The sequence below is a fragment of the Pirellulaceae bacterium genome (assembly GCA_019636385.1).
Taxonomy (GTDB): Bacteria; Planctomycetota; Planctomycetia; order Pirellulales; family Pirellulaceae; genus Aureliella.
Genome location: JAHBXT010000006.1, coordinates 1 through 19,263, shown reverse-complemented (window position 1 = coordinate 19,263; position 19,263 = coordinate 1). Strand labels below are relative to the sequence as shown.

Sequence of the window (19,263 nt, the reverse complement as noted above, 5' to 3'; positions counted from 1 at the left end):
GTCGGGATACCGGTCAGAATCAATGTGAGTCATCACTATGGGACGGACAGTAGATCGGATTGTCCCATTTTGGCCTGGACGAACCGAATTGGCTACGGCTATTGGATTCAACCTCGACGATCAGCGTAGTTCATTAAGGACTGCCAAATGTAATTTTAGGTGGGCGTAAGACCAGACTTCCGGGAGGTTTCGATGCCCCTGAACGTTGAGGGAACGGGGTCAACAACATCGCGGGGCTGGTTTATTAACCAAAGTTACCCTTATATACATATATCCGTGCAGTTTGCATCCGTCGCCCCTACGAACGTAGCCACCCGAATAGGCGGACTGTCGCGCAGGTGGGTTTCCCTTCTACCCTTTGTTTCCAGGTTGATCTTGCTTACACCCAGCCGATTGGATAGGTTGCCGGACAATAGTACAGTTGCCTGGATAGGCGCACCGGACATTTTCGAGAAGCGCCCCGTGGGGAGCAGGACTGCTTAATCCAGAAAATAGACCTGTTGTCGATATGACGCCATCGCTTTTGTCTGACCAAAACTCGTCCGTTAGCCAATCCCTGGATGCACTGGGAGTCTGGATAGTCAATTTGGCCGACTGCCATCGGCGGCTTGCGCAGGTGACCGAAGAGCTTGAAAGGGCTGACCTGCCGTTCCAGAGGGTTCAGGCGGTGGATGGACGAGGTGTTCTCGCGACGAGTTTTCCAGAATATCACAACCAGCTGGCTCTACGGCGATACGGACGTCCATTGTCTGGAAGCGAGATGGGATGCTTCCTCAGCCATCGGCGCTGTGCTCAGCAGTTTCTCAGTTCAAATGCTCAATTGGCTTTGGTTCTGGAAGATGATGTACGGATTCCGGCCGATTTTCGGTTGCTGCTTGGGCGGCTGCTATCTTGGCTGGAAGAACACTACCAGAACCAATGGGACGTCCTTAACTTGGGGAATCCGTCGCATAAATTCTCCCGACAGCTGGCCGAATTTAGAATCCCGCTGGGCACCGGCAACTCCACCAACCAACTCGACAGCAGTGCGTGCGTGGCGTCTTGCAATTCATATCGCTTGATGGCAGCGCATTACTTCCCGCTGGGAACTTTTGCAGTGCTGTGGAATCGGCGCGGTGCCCAAGCATTTCTGGATAGTACTCAATCGATTTACGCGCCCGTAGATCAGTTCCTGAGGGACTGGTGTGCTCGGACCGGCCGGGGACTAGCCGTTGATCCTGCGCCAATTGGCGTCGACCGTAGCCAGAGCTTCATTCGCCATCGACTGCGTGATCGACTTAGCCATAACCTGTTACACTATTGGGCGGTTAAGAACCTCCGCTTGATCAGGAACCAATTTGCCGCGCGCCAAAAATGGCTCACTGACTTCCCTCCAGTGACCATCGGTACCGGACCTTGTAACGCTACGCCACAAACTCAATGCTACCTACCGACAGCATCTTCTTTACAATTGCAGGGCCAAGATCGTATTGCGTCTGCAATCACGGTCGATTCGGCACGATCACGTCAAAGTGCCTAGCGTTCACTCGACAACCGCCACTGGAAATCTATGGGCGACGGCAAACGCTATAGTCGACACGGGTTATTGACCGACTGGCTCGCCTACATCGCCTTGCGCATCGCCGTCTGCGGCATTTTGTGCCTGTCGCTTGAAAGCTGTGACCGACTGAGCCGCCTGTTGGCCGTGCTGATAAGCGACTGGACAACACTTCGACGCCAAGTTTGCGATCGCAACTTGCAGTTGGTCTACGGATCGCTGGACCAGCAACAGCTCTCGTTCCTGCGCCGTAAGATGTGGCATCACCTACTGCTGATGGTCTGCGAGATCGCACATGCCCCGCGGAAGATCCACGCTTCCAACTGGCGCGAGCATATCTACATGCCTGACAAAGAAGCGATGATGCGGTTGTTGATGGATTCGCGGCCCACCATTTTGGTCACCGGGCATTTCGGAAATTTCGAAGTTGCCGGATATCTCACAGGACTTCTGGGGATCCGCACGTCGACTATTGCACGCCCTCTGGATAACCCACTTGTCAACGAATTTGTACTGGATTTTCGCTCCGGGACCGGCCAAACCATATTGCCAATGGAAGGCAGCTCAACATCGGTCCAACAGCTCCTAGACAATCGAGGAACGCTAAGCATCCTGGCCGATCAATTCGCGGGCAATCGAGGCTGTTGGGTCGAGTTTTTTGGGCACATCACGTCGTGCCACAAGTCGCTGGCTCTGTTTGTGCTCTCGGCGCGTGCCCCCATGCTAGTCACCTATGCGCGGCGACTGGACCGGCCGCTAAGAATGGAAGTTGGACTTACGGGCATTGCCGATCCGGCGTTAGAAAGCGGTCAAGATTCCCCCGAGTACCTGCGATCGGTCGAGGCCATGACACGATGGTATAATGACCGCCTCGAGCAGGCCATACGCTTAGCTCCCGAACAGTATTGGTGGTTGCATCGCCGCTGGCGCGACGTTCCTGAAGCAGTGCGCAACAGGATGGCTGCCAAACAGAAGGTTGGTTAGCCTCCCCAAATCCGAATGGGCTGGGAGACTTCTGCCGTCGGGCGATGATAGTTACCGCGTCACTCCCCGCTCTGGCCAACATAGCTACGAAGGCCAACGTAGCTACGAAATGATGCTGCGATTACATCTCTGGTCGATAGCCGCCACCCTGCAAGATGCCCGCTTCGGGTATCCGAGTTGGTGGCTCGCCACCAGGTTGAAAAAAGTCGCGCAACAGTTGCCCCGGCTGCCAACCCTGAGTCGCGGACGGTGCTGGAACCGTCTGAGGTAACGGAGCGGTCGGAGAGCTGACGATTGGAGGTTGCCAGGGTTGGTAGGTCGGATCGACCGGCTGCGGAACGCCTGCGGGTACTCCATAGCCACCGATCGCACCTGTACTAGCCGGCGGTGGCAGTGCGGCGGTTACACCCTGGGCGGCCTGCAACCGCAATCCCTGCGCTCGGCTTTGCAACTCATCAGAACTCATCACCTGCTGCGGTACCATGGCGATGTCCACCACACGTTCATCACGAACTTCGCGTGGCCACAGTGAATCAGAAACAAAATCCAGCGGAGGCAACTGATACCACGGCGGATTAAGTGTCCTGAAGACCTTTTCGGTTCGATACCCGTCGCGAACCACTTCGATCTCGCGAGTCCCATAATAGGTCAGGGACGTCGCAGTCGGTGATGTTCCAATGTATTGCTTGTCCACGTACACCGCTGCCCCCGCCGGTTGCGTGCGTACCGTCAGCCGCTTACGAACACAGCCCTGCATGCTCGCGGTGAGCAGGCAGATCAGTCCCAATCCAATAATCGGTCGTAGGATATTGTTTCTCATCGCCTGTGATGGGTGACTTATCAAGGTTCTTGGGTGGCTACGCTGGCCCGCAGTGACTTATAGAATCCATGGGCGCAGCGAGACCAGACCAAATACTCGATTCGCAGCCGCCTCGGAGCTACCATTTTTTGCTGGCAAAATGCGACTGCCCCAACGCTCGTAACTGCCAAACGTTATACAATACAATGGTGCCGGTTGCTGTCCGCTTCTGTTACCGGCACCCAACGGCGGTTACGTGCTAATCCAAATGCGAGAAATCCGCTAGGCAATCGGCTAACGTATTCGAAAAGCAGGCATTTCCACGCTAACCAGTGACTGACTTCCTTGGGAATAAGCAGCCTTGTCTCAGTTTGCCATCAATCCTGAACAGCCCTCGCCATGGAAAGACTCTGTGCAGGTGACGGCACTGACCGACATCGGCATGAGACGCGCGATCAACCAGGACTCGATGAAAGTTCTGTTGGCCGAATCAGCCGTCGTCTGGCAGCGACAAGGCCATCTATTCTTGGTGGCTGACGGCATGGGAGCTCATGCTGCTGGCGAGCTAGCCAGCAAATTAGCCGTTGACCTGATTCCGCTGAATTATTCCAAGTATCGCGATCTGCCCAGTGTCGAGGCGCTGCATCGCGCCATCACCGAGACCAACGCTGAGATTTTTCGGCGCGGACATTTGAATTTTGAATTCCGCAGCATGGGCACGACCTGTTGCGCGCTAACTCTGCTGCCTGAAGGGGCTGTGGTTGGCCATGTCGGCGACAGCCGTGTCTATATGCTCAATGGCGATCGACTGTATCAACTCACGTTTGACCACTCGCTGGTTTGGGAAATGCAAGCCACCGGACGGGTCAGCGAAGAGGCGATTCGTAGTGGAGTCATTCCCAAGAACGTCATTACGCGATCGCTTGGCCCCAATCCGACCGTACACGTCGATCTGGAAGGCCCATTTCCCATTCGGCCTGGAGATCGCTTCTTGCTGTGTTCAGACGGGCTGAGCGGCCAGATCGACGACGACGAAATCGCCGCGCTGATGTTGCTGCTGCCACCGGATGAAGCGGCCCAGCTATTTATTGACCTCTCCAATCTACGCGGTGGCCCGGACAATATTACAGCCATCGTCGTCGAGGTTGTCTCGCAACAGATTGCCACTGTTGGCGGTGACAGCCTGGCTCTCAGTCGCGGCGAATCCGACAAGCCCTTTTCCAGGGCCCTGGGGCTGGTAGCCGGAATCTGCTTATTGGCCGCGCTAGGCCTAGCCGCCATCCAACAATATCCGTTGGCCGTGATCACTTCGATCTTAGGCCTGATAGCGCTGGTAACCGGCATCACTCAGTATTACCTGAGCAATCGCCGCCAACAGCCTGCGCCCAACCGTTACGGAGCTGGACCGCACCGCCAATTCCAAGCCAAACCTACACGCGAATTGTTCGAGAATCTGGCCGAAACCATGAAGCCGCTTCGCGAAGCCAGCGAAGAACACGACTGGGACATCGACTGGGCACCGGTAGACCAACAATTCGCTCACGCATGTGAACTGGCAGACTCCAAGAACTACGCTGACGCCATTCGCACTCAATCGCGCCTGCTCATCCATCTCATGCACCAAGTCCGCCGACAACGCATCGAACAGATTGGCGAACACGAAGGTGACCAGTCACACCCGTAAGATGCTGAAGCATAATCGCCCGTCTTCTTGGAGTGCTATTGTCCAGAATATTCGGTTTGCTCTTGGCCAAGCTTGGCCGCACGAAAGGAGAGCATATGAAAGGCCCACCGTTTCTTGTCGGTCGGCTGCTCAGCTTGACCGATCAATTGCACGTTCAATACTGCCTCGAGGCGCGAAAGGGCCAAGCACTGCCGCAACTGGTCGGCAATGCCCTGGTCACGACGGCGATGGATTCACCCCAGCGAGCGATCGCCCTCATCTGGCAAAGGATCAAACCATAACCACGCCTGGGCTCAGACGGTGCAAGGAGGCGATGAAGTTCGGTTGGCGAAATGGCTGCTTGGGGAATTTGGCCGTGTGTCGGACCGCCTGACCGCCGCCATCAACGAAGGTCCTCTGCCAACGAGCTGCAGCGATTCCGACAAAGCGGAATTGCTGCTCGGTTATCTCTCGCGCTCCGAGAAGGCTGAAGAAGCCGGCGCGCGGGCGGATTCCGACACGATCGCTGAACCAACGGCTGCGAGTGCTTGACGCGCGAGCTTTTGGCCAGAGGGTAGCGGACCTGATCGCTGCGGAGCGGCCAGCGTTGATAGCCTGAGGCGTGAGCCTCTGGTAGCAGGAACCAATCACGAAGCAGCCCGGGTAGGGGCGGGCGTCATCATTTTGATCAGCGACATTCGCCCCCTCCGGGGCTGACTCAGCTTACGACAACCAACACCAAAATTCGTCCCTCCGGGACTCAAAACTGATTTCAGGACAGAGGCGTTGATTGACCCAATTTCTATATCCACTAGCTGGAGAGCCGCATGACTGCAATTTCACCCGCCAACGGTTCCATCGTTCGAGCAACAGGTTTGCTTGTTATCGAAGTCATCAACTCCAATCCCAATGGCGCCCCAGATCGTGAGAATGGTCCTCGCCAACGCCCTGACGGAAAAAGTGAAATGTCGCCAGTGTCGTTTAAGCGCAAATTGCGCGATTTGATTGCAGACAAAGAAGGCGACGTTTGGAAGCAGGTTGCCAAGAGCCAAAATCCTGAGAACTTTGCCATTCTCGAAAGTCGTGGCCGAGTCAGGGCGGACATTAACAAAGAGCTTCTGGCTGGGACGTTCCAAGACAAATACTGGGACGGTCGAGTTTTCGGGGACACATTTCTCGAAGAGGGTGTCGGGGACACCATTAAGACGGGGGCGGTGCAGTTCGGATTGGGAGTGTCCGTCGGCCCCCATCGATATCAGCCGTCACACAAATACCAGCAAGTCCGGTGTTCAAGTGGCCAAAGATCGTGGTATGGCTCCGATGGGATATCGTTTCGTGCCGCATGGCGTGTACGTCATGCCTTTCTTTGTGAATCCGAGCGCGGCTCGAAAGTCGGGATGCACGAAGCCAGACATCGACTTGATGTTGGCCGTCATTCCGTTCGCGCATCCTCACACTCGGTCACACGCTCGGCCGATCGCTGAAGTGCGACATGCTTGGTACATCGAGCACAAGAATGTGCTCGGCTCGTGTTCAGACTTTACGTTGATCGCTGCACTGACGCCAAAGAAGAAGTCTGATCCGGAGTCCGCATCCAAGTCGTGGGATGATTACGACGTGCCAACGGAGTTGTCGACAGACCTCAAGACGAAGGTGGTGCTGATCCGTGACCTGATGGCGGAAAACGTAAGTGCATCTTCGGAGGTGTGAGGACACGAGCGGTTGGCCACGGAGCGGCGGGAGTCAGTCAGTTGGCCACGGTGTGGCGATCGTCGATAGCCAGGGGCGTGAGCCCCTGAAGAAGCAAACAGAGGCTGACGCCTCTGGCTACCTACGTCGGTCCCTCCGGGACGGAAATATTCCCTCTAATCCAAAACGATCTATATAACGATCCAATCATGCCATCGTCCTACACCTGCCTCCGGTTTCACTTGATCTGGAGCACCAAGCATCGCCAGCCAATCTTGGGCGACGAAGTGTGTCAACGAATGTTTCAGTACATCGGCGGGATTCTGCGAAACGACGGCGGCAAATTGTTGGTGGCTGGTGGAATGCCAAACCATGTGCATCTGCTCGCGGACATCGGCAAGACACAGTCCGTGGCGGATTCCGTGCGGGACATCAAATCAAATTCTTCAGGTTGGATTCATCAGACTTTCCCGGAGTTGAAATCGTTCGCATGGCAAGCGGGTTACGCTGCGTTCACTGTGAGCTATTCGAGCACCGACTCGGTCAAGAGTTACATCGCACATCAGGCCGAACACCATCGACAACGGACATTCCAGGAGGAGTTTGTCGAATTTCTGCGGCGGCACGGAATCGACTACGACGAGCGATACTTGTGGGAATGAACAGCCGCCCCTACCGGGGCTGAATGAAATCGGTTCGCACGGGCATTCACGAGCGATCAGGTCAGCCGTGATGAACTTCAAGGCGGCAGCGTTCAAATCTGGCAAAACCGCGCCGACCAATGGGGCACCATCGATTTTGAATTTATCCCCGGCTTGAAGGGATGGACTTTAGAGCGGTTCTAGAATTGATGTAGCTCTTGAGGAGGGTTCTATATTTATTATGCGTTCATCTAAGGATGAGATCCAATGCGAGCATATTCAATGGATTTGAGAATTGAGTGATCACGGCACACGAATCCGGGAGGGAAACTGCCGAGGTGGCGGAGACTTTTGGCGTTTCGGTTAGCTGGTTCAAAAAGTGTCTGAACAGATATCGAGAGACCGGCGAAATGGGGCCGATTGCTCAAAGGCACTGCCCGATCCGCAAACTGAAAGGTCACGAACAGGAGCTGAAGAGTATTATCGATGAGAAGCCGGATCGCACGCTTGAAGAAATCGCTGCCAAACTTTCGGTCAAGGTATGCATTCAAACCGTCAACGTCGCCATTGAATTGCTTGGCTACCGCCACAAAAATAGTCGCTGATCGCCGCTAAGCAGAAGTGGCCTGACTTTGCAGTTAAACGAATCGCATGGCGACGATCGACCGTTCAAATGGACACCTGGCGATTTGTTTTTCTCGACGAAACTTGGGTCAAGAAAAACATGTCGCGCCTTTATTGTAGAGCACTCTACGGGCGGCGCCTGATCGATGCTGTTCCGCACGGGCATTGGCATACGACAACGGTGCTGATGGGATTTCGTTCTGAGGGCACAGTCGCCCCAGTGGTCGTTGATGGTCCCATCATCGGAAGCGTTTTTCTGGATTGGGTCCGACAGCACTTGATCAAAGTGCTTCGCCCCAAGGACATTATCGTTATGGACAACCTATCGGCTCACAAGATAGCGGGCGTTCAGGAAGCTATTGAAGTCGTAGGTGCTCAAGTTCGTTATGTATCTCCATATTCACCCGATCTCAATCCGATCGAGAATCTGTTCAGCAAATTCAAAAGCTTGCTTCGTTCGCAGGCGGCACGAACCGTACTTGAACTTTGGAAAACAGTCGTTCGGCTCATCGATCGATTTCCCGCTGGGGAACGCCTGCGATATATGCTACACGCCGGCTCTAAACTAAAGAATTTCGGGACACATCAACCTTAGAACCGCTCTCGCGATGGCGAAATCGTGTGTGGCTTGTGCGAGCGGGATGCGCATTGACCCTACAAGCAACTCTCATGTTACAATTGACGAGTGGCTAGACGAGGCGGTCATGGTCTGATTCAGCAACCCTCAGGCCGCCGCTGGGATGATTTGTACTGATTCTTGGTTTCACGTAGTTTGTGACCAAAAGTGTCACGACTGGCGATTAGTTACCATTGAATTCTTATTGTCGCGTTTACGCTAGCACATGAACCAAGAGTGGATTTGAAAGCGGACTGGTACCGCTGCACAAAGCCTAACTGACACGGGATGCCTGACATGACTACGGATGAACAAGCGGCTGCTGCATCCAGCAGTCACTCAGCAACTCAGAAGTCAATGCGCCCGAATATTTGGTTCGGCCACAGTCACAACGGAGTTCGGAAAGATGCGGTGCCGGAGTTATTGCGCGATCACACTAACGAAGTAGCTGCGAAAGCAGCACAATTTGGGGCTTTATTTGGTTGTGTCGACCAAGCCAGAGCAACTGCCATCCTGCATGACTTGGGAAAATATTCACCGCAATTTCAGCGCAGGTTGTTTGATCCAAGGGAAAAAGGGCGGGATCACTGGGCGATCGGTGCGATGTTAGCGGCCAAGTTAGGGAAGAGGTTTGGGGAACTTCCTGCATTGTGCATCGAGGGGCATCATGTGGGGCTTGGCCTTTGCGAGTCGCATGGAGACTTTATCAAACGAGTTAGTCAGCAGATGTCGGAGAATCCAGATCGCTTTACGACGGTGGATGGCAAGGCGGTGTTGGATGCGTTTCGAGCTGATGGCTTTGAATTGCCGAAGTTTAATTCGGGTTTTGTGAACAGGCACGATTACGTTGGCGATATGCTTGATACTCGGATGTTGTTTTCGACATTGGTCGATTCGGATTTCTTAGAGACAGAGGCCCACTTTTCAGGTGACAAAAGCTTCCCGCGAAGACCAAGACCCGTTGGACAGATTCTAGACGTGAACGCTGCGTTTGATGCATTTGATCGATACGTCGCGCAGTTGAACCTAGCAAGCGAATTTCAAAAGCAGAATTTCGAGGCGTCAAAGTTTATTTCGCTCCGGCAGAACTTGCTGCAAAGTTGCCGTTCTCAAGGCGCTTCGCTTTCGACTGGCCTGTTTACGCTTTCGGCACCAACGGGTGCGGGCAAGACATTAGCCATGCTCGGTTTCGCTCTTGAGCATGCGAGAATGCACGGGCTGCGTCGAATTGTATTGGTGATGCCATTTCTCAACATCGTCGATCAAACCGCGCGAGTTTATCGGCAAATCTTCAGTCGCGACCAGTTCGGCGATGATTTCGTCCTGGAATGCCACTCGCTGGCTGATGGCGCTACCGAAAAACTTTTTGCGGACGAGTGTTCCGATTTTACGCAGGACGACATACATCCAATTCGGCGACGAAGGCAGCTGCTGTCGGAGAATTGGGACGCACCGATTGTATTGACAACCAGTGTTCAGTTGCTTGAATCGCTGTTTGCCCACAAACCATCGCGATGCCGCAAGCTTCACCGTCTCGCGGGAAGCGTCATCTTGTTTGACGAAGTCCAAACGCTGCCACCAAAGTTGGTCGTTGCAACGCTCGGAACACTCAATCGAATGGCAGGAAGCGAATCGCCGTTCCGCACTTCAGTAGTATTTGCCACAGCAACTCAACCTGCGTTCGAAAGCTTGTCACCTCGACTCGCAACGCTGGTCGACGAAAAGCGGTATTCCGGCAAAAACCTTTCTTGGAAACCTCAGGAACTCGTTACCAACGCGAACGAACTATACGCAACAGCCGCAAGTCGAGTGAGTATCGACTGGCGTCACGATAAAAGAATTGAGTTCGCAAAGTTGGCTGACGAGCTTGCCAGACACGGCCAAACACTTGCAATCGTCAACCTGAAGCGGCACGCAATCGAGCTTGCCGAGTCACTTCGTTCTAAAGTCGGCGACACTTTGCATCTGTCCACAAATATGTGCAGCGAACACCGCCTGAAGGTACTCGACCATGTAAAGCAACGACTCGAAGCCAAGCGACCCGTTCGGCTCGTAGCAACCCAATGCATTGAAGCTGGTGTCGACATCGACTTTCCTTGCGTCTATCGCGCACTCGCTCCGCTGGAAGCTATCGCCCAAGCCGCCGGTCGCTGTAACCGCAGCGGCTTGCGTGAAACGGGGATCGTCACTGTCTTCAAACCTCTAGACTTAAAAAATGACGGTCGCGAACGAAATCTCTATCCGCCGGGCTACAGTGCGGCAGTTGCGGCGACCGAGAGTTTTCTAAACATGCTACTTTTTCAACTTGCGCCCGGCGAGACGCTTCCCGAAATCATCAATTCGCCCGAGTTGCTTCGAAAGTACTACGAACTCTTATATGCTCAACATGGTCGCGACACGGCCGAACACGCGGACGAGCGCGAATTACACGAAGCCATTCGAGCTGGCAATTTCCCTGATGTCGCGAAGCACTATCGGCTCATCGAGCAAAACGTGATCAGCGTGCTCGTTCCATACGATGCTGTGACTTACCAAATGCTCGTTGCCGAGGCCAACACGGACGACATGACGCCGAAACAAGTTCGAGCATGGATTCGCAAAGCCCGTCCTCAGTCGGTTGCGGTGTATCGCCCTGCCAGCGCCAATTCTGAAATCTGGAATCATCTAATACCGCTGCCACTCGGAACCGATTCGAGCGATGAATCTGACGGTGGCATCTCGACTGATTCACACGACTGGTGGCGACCTGCGAATGAAAAAGAGAGCTACGACGACTTTGTAGGACTCAAGTTCGCCGAAACGCAGTGGATTGTGTGATACACTACTTTTACTTTTCCAAAGGGAGCTAAAGCATGAACTCAAGTCATATCCTCGAAGTCTGGGGCGATTTTGCCTGCTTCTCACGCCCTGAGTTGGCAGTCGAACGCTACTCATACCCTTGCCCCACACCCAGCGCGGCGCGTGGAGTTTTCGAGGCCATCTACTTCAAGCCCCAATTCTATTGGCAAATCACTCGCATCGATCTACTGTCTTCTCCCAACTATATCGCACTTCGCCGCAACGAAGTCAAAGACAAAATCAGTGAGTCGGCAGTGAAGAAGTGGATTAAAGGCACTGCCGCTGTGGAACCATTGCTAGCCGATGCCGACAAGAGCATAACCGGCACTGACCAGAAAGGGCGCACGCAACGCCAAACCATGGCACTCAAGACGCCCCGATACCGACTGCACGCTCATATCGTGCCACGTCCTGGCAACGAAAGCGAACTGCACGCTTACAACAGCCAGTTCACACGTCGCGCCACTCAAGGAAAATGCTTTCAGCAACCCTACCTCGGCTGCCGCGAATTCATCGCTTTCTTCCGGCTTGTTGAAAATGCCGACGCCGAACCCAAGTCCTGTGACTACTCACAAGATATTGGCTTCATGCTTTACGACGTGTTCGACATCCGCTCGAACAACTACGAAGCCCGCTTCAAACGCGACTCAGACAACTGGAAGCAAATCAAACCTGCTGTCTCCATCTTCAAAGCACGTATCGAACGTGGCGTTCTTGAAGTGCCTCCCGTTGGAAGTGACAAGGTTCTTAAGTCAACTCTTACAGTTGAAAGGAACGACTAATGCTGCATGAGCTTCTCGAATACGCACGCCGCGAAAATCTCGCTAGCGAGCCTGGCTTCAAATCGAAGCCGGTCAAATGGCTGCTGCAATTTACGCCCGACGGCAATTGGATTGCTCCGCCCATCGACTTGACGGACGGCGACAAGAGATCAAAAGGCCGTGAGTTCAACCGCTGCCCTGATCTGACTCAGCCTGAGATGATTTCCTCCGGCTCGCGTCACTTTCTGGCCGATAGCCTCGACAAAGTGGTTTTGCTCACCAAAGAAGAGGCGACCGAAAAAGACTGTGCGGCACATGCGAGCTTCGTTGGCTTGCTGGACAAGGCGTCAAGCGCAATTCCCGAACTTGCACCGATAAGTGCGACTCTCAACAACGAGGAAATTCTCACCGCAATTCAAGCCAACTTGAATGATTTGAAGGCGAAACCGACCGACTCTGCAACTATTGCCGTAAGCTGCGGGCACAAGCCTCACATCTTCATCGACTCCGACGAATGGCATAATTGGTGGCGCGGGTTTAGAGGTGCGATTAGTCAAAGCAAAGCTTCAAATTCTGCCAGGAAAAAAACAATCGCAATGCGTTGCTACCTGAGCGGTGAATTGGTTGAACCGGCGGCAACGCAAAACAAGGTTACAGGTCTGTCTGATGTTGGTGGCCAGGCGACTGGCGATGTGATTTCATCGTTCGACAAGGAAGCCTTTGGCCACTTCGAATTTGAACAAGGCCAAAATGCCGCGATAAGCGAGGAGATGGTCAAGTCATTCACCGACGCCTTGAACCACCTCATTAAACGTCGCTCCATTCGCATGGCTGAAACAAGAATCGTCTATTGGTACAGCCGCGACATTGCCGCCGAGGAAGATGTTGTTCGCGACATTTTCGCCGGCGCGGGGCTGGATGAAGACGACGGCAATTCCGCCAAGAGATCGACCAAGTCCGAGCCATCCGAACGGCAAATCCTGCAAGCCGAATCGACGGCGCGAAAACTGCTCGAAGCCATCCGTTCCGGCCAGCGCGATGATCTCAAGGGTTGTCAGTTCTTTGCACTCACCCTCTCCGGCAATTCCGGGCGCGTTATCATTCGCGATTGGATGCAAGGGAGTTTTGAACAGCTCGTCGAAAGCATTGACGCTTGGTTTAGTGATTTGGCGATTGTCTCGCGGGATGGTAAGAACATATTGAATCGTCACAAATTTGCTGCTCTCTTGGCGGCAACCGTTCGCGATTTGAAAGACGTGCCAAGCCCAGCAGTAGCCACCCTGTGGCGGTGTGCGCTCAACAAAAGCCGCTCTATTCCAGACTCGATGATTGCTCAATGCCTTCACCGAGTCCGTATCGATATCGTTCAAGACCAATCGCCGCGCGCTGCTCGGATTGGTCTTCTTCGTGCCTTTTGTATTCGAAAACCTGGAGTACCTGCGATGACTGCTGAACTTGACGAAACTGTTGACGACCCTGCGTATCTGTCTGGCCGAATCATGGCACTGCTGGCCGCCGTACAGGAAGCGGCCCTTGGAAACGTTGGTGCTGGAGTTGTACAGCGCTACTACGCTGCGGCAAGTGCAACTCCTGCTTTGGTGCTCGGGCGACTCGTTCGCACTGCACAGATAGCCCATCTGCCGAAACTGGAAGGTGGCTTGCGCCATTATTTCGAAAGCCAGCTTACCGATGTCTGGAATCGTATGAAGTCGACACCGCCAACCACATTGAGCCTGGAAAAGCAAACTCTGTTCGCAATGGGATACTACCAACAGAAAGCTGTCCGAGGCAAAAGGTCCGGAAATTTGCCAGAGTCCGAATCATCGGAATAGTTTGACTCGACACATTATATAGGCAATTCGCTTTCGCATATCACCTTTTTCTGGAGACGATCATGAACACGTCTTTAACTAACCGCTACGAATTCCTTTTCCTGTTTGACTGTGAAAATGGCAACCCGAATGGCGATCCCGACGCAGGCAACGCGCCGCGAATCGACCCGCAGGACATGCATGGGCTCGTTTCCGATGTGGCCATCAAGCGTCGCATTCGCAACTACGTGCAAATCGCAGCAGGCAATAAAATGCCGAACGCAATTTTCATCGAGCATGCATGTAACTTGAACACTAAAATTGCCAAGGCTCACGAAGAAGCGAACGGCTCGCTGCCAAAGGGCAAAGATGGTGCTAACAAAAAAGAGGTCCATGCAGCCCGTGATTGGATGTGTAAGAACTTCTTCGATGTGCGGACATTCGGCGGAGTCATGTCCACGGGCGCCAACGCCGGTCAAGTTCGCGGCGCGGTACAAATTGCGTTTGCCCGCTCACTTGATCCAATTCTTCCGCTGGACTTATCCATTACCCGCATGGCCGTCGCTCTTGACGTCAAAGGAGCTAAGAGCAGCGCGGATTTTGAATCTGCCGAAGCAGCAACTAGCGAAGACACGCTTCGCACAATGGGGCGCAAGTCGCTGATTCCGTATGGGCTCTTTCTCGGCAAAGGGTTTATCAGTGCGCACCTCGCGCAGCAAACGGGTTTCACAGCAACAGATTTGCGGATGCTGTTCGAAGCCGTCCTCAACATGTACGAACATGACCGCTCTGCAAGTAAAGGAACGATGACTGTTCGCCAACCTTTGTTCGTCTTCAAACATATCGGCACTGACAGTGACCCAAAGCAACGCCAGCGCCAAGCCATGCTCGGTTGCGCTCCGGCTCAAGTGCTGTTCGAAGAAATCGTCAAAGTCGAAAAGAATGTGTCCATCCCGCGTAGCTTCGCCGACTATACGGTCACTGTTGATCGCGGCCGGATTCCTGCTGGGATCGAACTCCTCGAACTCCCGCGTGACTTCGACAAACTGTAGGCAAAGTCCATGCTGATCGACTGCTAGACAGATGGCAGAGGTTTTCGATTACTTAGAACAACAAGTATATTCTGAAAATCAAGACCTCCGCGCACGAAAATTGAAGTTCGCTGAGGATTTATCCATCGTACGGAGAGAGATGCATTTGTTTTCCGAAGAAGAATGCCTGCCAATCTCGGCGCTCCAGCATTTTCTGTATTGCCCACGACGGGCAGCACTAGTCTTTCTGGAAGGCGTGTGGAGTGAAAACATTTTCACTGCGGAGGGAACCGTCGCGCATCAACGAGCCCACGATAAACATCAATCTGAAACTCGTGGTAATCTACGAGTCGTGCGAGGAATGGAGCTCCGTTCTCATCGTTGGGGTCTGACCGGCAAGGCTGACATCATCGAATTTACACTCTCACCAAACAACCAAATCGAAACTGTCTCCGTTATCGAATACAAACGCGGCAGTCCAAAGGGCAAGCGCGACCTACCCTTTCGCGTTCAGACCTGCGCGCAAGTCCTTTGCCTAGAAGACATGCTCGGCCGAGCAGTGAACTACGCATTTATCTTCTATGTAAAAACGAAACGCCGCGTAGAACTTGGGTTAACCAGCGATCTTCGACAAACAACATCTGAAGCCATACAAGACTTGCATTCGCTATTCCAAAGTCGTCTAACTCCTGCGATCAGCTATCAAAAGCGAAAATGCGAATGTTGCTCGCTCATGCCGCAATGTTTACCGAAGGCAGTTCGCCCACGCGCTACCGCGCGGCGATATCTAGAAAGTCTGCTGACTGCACCTGACGAATCAATTGATTCGGACGGCTTATGAAGACTCACCTCAACACATTGTATGTCACAACACAGGGAGCCTACCTACGCAAGCAAGGCGACGCGGTTGTCGTTTCAATTGACCGTGTCGATCGCTTGCGACTGCCGCTAATCAATATCGGAGCCATCTGTTGCCTGGGCCGTGTGGCTTGTAGTCCGCTATTGTTGGGAGCTTGCGCGCAAAAAGGGATCGCCGTTACGTTCATGACCGAGTATGGACGGTTCTTGGCAGCGGTCAACGGCTTCACGCCCGGCAATGTCTTGCTGCGGCGCGAGCAGTATCGGCGCGCCGACGATCTGTGTGCCTCGGCAGCGATTGCCCGCGCCTGCATCATCGGCAAACTAGCCAACTACCGCACCGTTCTGCGCCGCGCTATTCGCGATCATGCCAGCTCGCAGGCAAGCACCCGCATCGAGCAGGTCGTCCAGCGAATCGACAGGCGCCTAAAGACGTTAGCTGAAATTCTGACGCTGGATCAACTTCGCGGGGTCGAGGGTGACGCAACCAGTGAGTATTTTTCTGTACTGAATGATCTGATTGTCATCCAGAAAAACGATTTTGTATTTTCTGGCCGCAACCGTCGCCCTCCGCTGGATCCGGTCAATGCAATGCTTTCGTTCTGTTATTCGATGCTAACCAACGACTTGCGCAGCGCCTGCGAAGCGTGTGGACTGGATGCTGCGGTCGGCTTTCTGCATCGCGATCGTCCGGGACGCCCCGGATTGGCGCTCGACTTGATGGAGGAGTTCCGTCCGGTGATCGTTGATCGCTTAGTGTTGTCGCTCATCAACCGTCAGCAGGTCCGAGCCAAGGGATTTGAGGTCGATCCAGGAGGTGGTGTGCGCATGGACGAGTCGACTCGTAAAGAGATTGTGGCCGCCTATCAGAAGCGCAAACAGGAAGAGATTACACATCCCTTTCTGGGTGAAAAAATGACACTTGGTTTAGTCCCGCATATACAAGCGCGGTTGTTGGCCCGCCACCTCCGAGGCGACAGTGACGCCTACCCCCCATTTACATGGAAATGATGACTGATGATGCTCGTGATTGTGACCTACGATGTATCAACGACCGACAAAGCCGGTCAGCGGCGCTTGCGGCAAGTCGCTAAAATTTGCCTGAATCATGGACAGCGAGTTCAAAACAGCGTCTTCGAATGTTGGCTCAACAACGAAAATTTTGTCAGCCTGAAGCATCAGCTTCTCACAGCCATGTTGCCAGATCAGGATAGCGTGAGATTCTATTTTCTTGGCAGCAATTGGCAGTACAAAGTCGAGCACCACGGTATCAAACCCTCGCTCAATCTGGACGACCCTCTAATTATCTAGTGGTAGACTAAGGAAGTCCCACGCGAACCCCAAGCGCTCGCCATTTCTCGGTGAGGTTCGCGACTTTGCCGTTCACCAGGGCATTTTCGCCGATTTCAGCCCTAACTCGTGCCCAGCCGTCAATGCACATTGTTCAAGAACTACGAGTTCGCGAAAGCTGGTTGCTAAACCCTTTCTCAATAGACGGTTACAATTAGGGGATCGCCCGCTCGCGAGAGCGGGCGCGGATTGAAACCCTGTACGCGATCAATTTTCACTCCACGTGGGTATCGCCCGCTCGCGAGAGCGGGCGCGGATTGAAACTTGTAGATTCTCCCCAAGTGCTCCACATGCTTCATCGCCCGCTCGCGAGAGCGGGCGCGGATTGAAACCCCTCGATCACGAATGCCGATCGAAAAGATTCTGCATCGCCCGCTCGCGAGAGCGGGCGCGGATTGAAACCGATTTGACTGTGAACATTTGCTGGAGCAGAAGATCGCCCGCTCGCGAGAGCGGGCGCGGATTGAAACAGTAAAAATTGTATGCACACGGAGCCATGGTTAAATCGCCCGCTCGCGAGAGCGGGCGCGGATTGAAACGATGAGATACGCCGGGCGAGGGATGAAGCGTTGATCGCCCGCTCGCGAGAGCGGGCGCGGATTGAAACATGCCGTGCAGTGTTTTATAGAGTTTGCCAGGCTCATCGCCCGCTCGCGAGAGCGGGCGCGGATTGAAACCCGTATAGTATCGGCCAGTTCATCAAAATATTCATCGCCCGCTCGCGAGAGCGGGCGCGGATTGAAACTTCCCTGCGATAGACTGAGACAGGCAGCCCCCCTAATCGCCCGCTCGCGAGAGCGGGCGCGGATTGAAACTTATAGAGTTTGCCAGGCTCGCGTCCCTTTGTCCATCGCCCGCTCGCGAGAGCGGGCGCGGATTGAAACAGGATTCTGCTAAAATGGTACGGAATTTGCTAGTATCGCCCGCTCGCGAGAGCGGGCGCGGATTGAAACATGAGCATGGCGTGTGGGAGTGGTCGCACGACAGATCGCCCGCTCGCGAGAGCGGGCGCGGATTGAAACAACGCGCAGGCCAAACGCTACGCTGCTCTGCTCGATCGCCCGCTCGCGAGAGCGGGCGCGGATTGAAACAGCCATTTAGAATCTAACATTTTTATCATTCCCATCGCCCGCTCGCGAGAGCGGGCGCGGATTGAAACTTTAGCCAAGTAATTTGTTCCGTCAATCCTTGCATCGCCCGCTCGCGAGAGCGGGCGCGGATTGAAACCATCAAGTGTGACACGAGCCGGTGGGACGATTGATCGCCCGCTCGCGAGAGCGGGCGCGGATTGAAACGGATTGAGTTTACGCACGTTGTTCTGTCTGCGGTGTATCGCCCGCTCGCGAGAGCGGGCGCGGATTGAAACACTCTTTTATCCGGCGTAAAACAAGGCCACGCCAGATCGCCCGCTCGCGAGAGCGGGCGCGGATTGAAACCCCTCTAAGCCTACGCTTTCCATAGTCGCAATTTTATCGCCCGCTCGCGAGAGCGGGCGCGGATTGAAACCTTGATCGGCTCAACGCCTGAGCCACCACCAAGATCGCCCGCTCGCGAGAGCGGGCGCGGATTGAAACCTCTTCGATCACCAGAGGGGAGAGAGTGTCCAGATATCGCCCGCTCGCGAGAGCGGGCGCGGATTGAAACTGGTAGGCTCGCGTCCCTTTGTCCGTGCACGAGATCGCCCGCTCGCGAGAGCGGGCGCGGATTGAAACTTACGGACGTAGGCGCGGATTGCCTTATCACTAATCGCCCGCTCGCGAGAGCGGGCGCGGATTGAAACGCGTATACTCAGCACACCGACCGATTGCAGCTTATCGCCCGCTCGCGAGAGCGGGCGCGGATTGAAACTTGATTTTCATTGATCTATCCTTAAACCTCAAAAATCGCCCGCTCGCGAGAGCGGGCGCGGATTGAAACCTGAAGGTGGCAGCTACCGCGACGCTTGTCGCAAATCGCCCGCTCGCGAGAGCGGGCGCGGATTGAAACGACCGCTCGCTGGCCTCCTCAATTGTGAGAAGGCATCGCCCGCTCGCGAGAGCGGGCGCGGATTGAAACGACCGC

At 54.3% G+C, this 19,263-nt stretch carries 17 protein-coding genes and 1 CRISPR repeat array; of the genes, 16 read left to right on the top strand and 1 reads right to left on the bottom strand.

What is annotated here, in order from left to right; all coding sequences use genetic code 11:
* Positions 1 to 508: 508 nt before the first annotated feature.
* Positions 509 to 1,519, top strand: a complete 1,011-nt coding sequence (locus KF752_19160) for a glycosyltransferase family 25 protein (GenBank protein MBX3423682.1) — start codon at positions 509 to 511, stop codon at positions 1,517 to 1,519.
* Positions 1,520 to 1,549: 30 nt separating this feature from the next.
* The gene (locus KF752_19155; protein ID MBX3423681.1) at positions 1,550 to 2,521 is read left to right on the top strand and encodes a lysophospholipid acyltransferase family protein; all 972 of its coding nucleotides are present in this window, start codon (positions 1,550 to 1,552) and stop codon (positions 2,519 to 2,521) included.
* Positions 2,522 to 2,642: 121 nt separating this feature from the next.
* Here KF752_19155 and KF752_19150 read toward each other — a convergent pair whose 3' ends face one another.
* Entirely contained in the window at positions 2,643 to 3,341 is a 699-nt protein-coding gene (locus KF752_19150; GenBank protein ID MBX3423680.1) for a PEGA domain-containing protein, read from the bottom strand.
* A 340-nt stretch (positions 3,342 to 3,681) separates the two neighbouring features.
* Here KF752_19150 and KF752_19145 point away from each other — a divergent pair, with 340 nt between their 5' ends.
* From KF752_19145 to cas2, 14 genes are all read left to right on the top strand, one after another.
* Positions 3,682 to 5,004 (top strand): serine/threonine-protein phosphatase, encoded by a 1,323-nt coding sequence (locus tag KF752_19145; GenBank protein ID MBX3423679.1) that lies wholly within the window; start codon positions 3,682 to 3,684, stop codon positions 5,002 to 5,004.
* Positions 5,005 to 5,066: 62 nt separating this feature from the next.
* Positions 5,067 to 5,285 carry a hypothetical protein gene (locus KF752_19140; GenBank protein MBX3423678.1) on the top strand — a complete coding sequence of 73 codons (219 nt, stop codon included), beginning with the start codon at positions 5,067 to 5,069 and terminating at the stop codon, positions 5,283 to 5,285.
* 43 nt (positions 5,286 to 5,328) lie between these two features.
* Positions 5,329 to 5,535 (top strand): hypothetical protein, encoded by a 207-nt coding sequence (locus tag KF752_19135; GenBank protein ID MBX3423677.1) that lies wholly within the window; start codon positions 5,329 to 5,331, stop codon positions 5,533 to 5,535.
* Positions 5,536 to 6,048: 513 nt separating this feature from the next.
* Positions 6,049 to 6,693, top strand: a complete 645-nt coding sequence (locus KF752_19130) for a type I CRISPR-associated protein Cas7 (protein ID MBX3423676.1) — start codon at positions 6,049 to 6,051, stop codon at positions 6,691 to 6,693.
* 188 nt (positions 6,694 to 6,881) lie between these two features.
* Positions 6,882 to 7,334, top strand: coding sequence for an IS200/IS605 family transposase (gene tnpA, locus KF752_19125; protein MBX3423675.1), 453 nt, complete (start codon positions 6,882 to 6,884; stop codon positions 7,332 to 7,334).
* A gap of 278 nt (positions 7,335 to 7,612) precedes the next feature.
* Complete coding sequence (locus KF752_19120) at positions 7,613 to 7,918, top strand: hypothetical protein (protein ID MBX3423674.1); 306 nt, start codon at positions 7,613 to 7,615, stop codon at positions 7,916 to 7,918.
* A gap of 68 nt (positions 7,919 to 7,986) precedes the next feature.
* Complete coding sequence (locus KF752_19115) at positions 7,987 to 8,532, top strand: IS630 family transposase (GenBank protein MBX3423673.1); 546 nt, start codon at positions 7,987 to 7,989, stop codon at positions 8,530 to 8,532.
* 318 nt (positions 8,533 to 8,850) lie between these two features.
* The gene (locus KF752_19110) at positions 8,851 to 11,370 is read left to right on the top strand and encodes a CRISPR-associated endonuclease Cas3'' (GenBank protein ID MBX3423672.1); all 2,520 of its coding nucleotides are present in this window, start codon (positions 8,851 to 8,853) and stop codon (positions 11,368 to 11,370) included.
* A gap of 35 nt (positions 11,371 to 11,405) precedes the next feature.
* On the top strand, positions 11,406 to 12,173 hold the full coding sequence (gene cas5c / locus KF752_19105) for a type I-C CRISPR-associated protein Cas5 (GenBank protein MBX3423671.1): 768 nt from the start codon (positions 11,406 to 11,408) through the stop codon (positions 12,171 to 12,173).
* The gene (gene cas8c, locus KF752_19100) at positions 12,173 to 13,984 is read left to right on the top strand and encodes a type I-C CRISPR-associated protein Cas8c/Csd1 (GenBank protein ID MBX3423670.1); all 1,812 of its coding nucleotides are present in this window, start codon (positions 12,173 to 12,175) and stop codon (positions 13,982 to 13,984) included. The genes cas5c and cas8c overlap by 1 nt, the downstream gene beginning before the upstream one ends.
* 62 nt (positions 13,985 to 14,046) lie before the next feature.
* A complete protein-coding gene (cas7c, locus tag KF752_19095) occupies positions 14,047 to 15,015 on the top strand; it encodes a type I-C CRISPR-associated protein Cas7/Csd2 (protein MBX3423669.1) in 969 nt (322 codons plus the stop codon).
* A 139-nt stretch (positions 15,016 to 15,154) separates the two neighbouring features.
* Entirely contained in the window at positions 15,155 to 15,835 is a 681-nt protein-coding gene (cas4, locus tag KF752_19090; protein ID MBX3423668.1) for a CRISPR-associated protein Cas4, read from the top strand.
* Entirely contained in the window at positions 15,832 to 16,863 is a 1,032-nt protein-coding gene (cas1c, locus tag KF752_19085; GenBank protein ID MBX3423667.1) for a type I-C CRISPR-associated endonuclease Cas1, read from the top strand. Before cas4 ends, cas1c begins: the two co-directional genes overlap by 4 nt.
* 9 nt (positions 16,864 to 16,872) lie before the next feature.
* Entirely contained in the window at positions 16,873 to 17,163 is a 291-nt protein-coding gene (cas2, locus tag KF752_19080) for a CRISPR-associated endonuclease Cas2 (protein MBX3423666.1), read from the top strand.
* A 200-nt stretch (positions 17,164 to 17,363) separates the two neighbouring features.
* Positions 17,364 to 19,257: a CRISPR direct-repeat array (repeat unit 35 nt; unit sequence ATCGCCCGCTCGCGAGAGCGGGCGCGGATTGAAAC).
* Between the last annotated feature and the right edge of the window lie 6 nt (positions 19,258 to 19,263).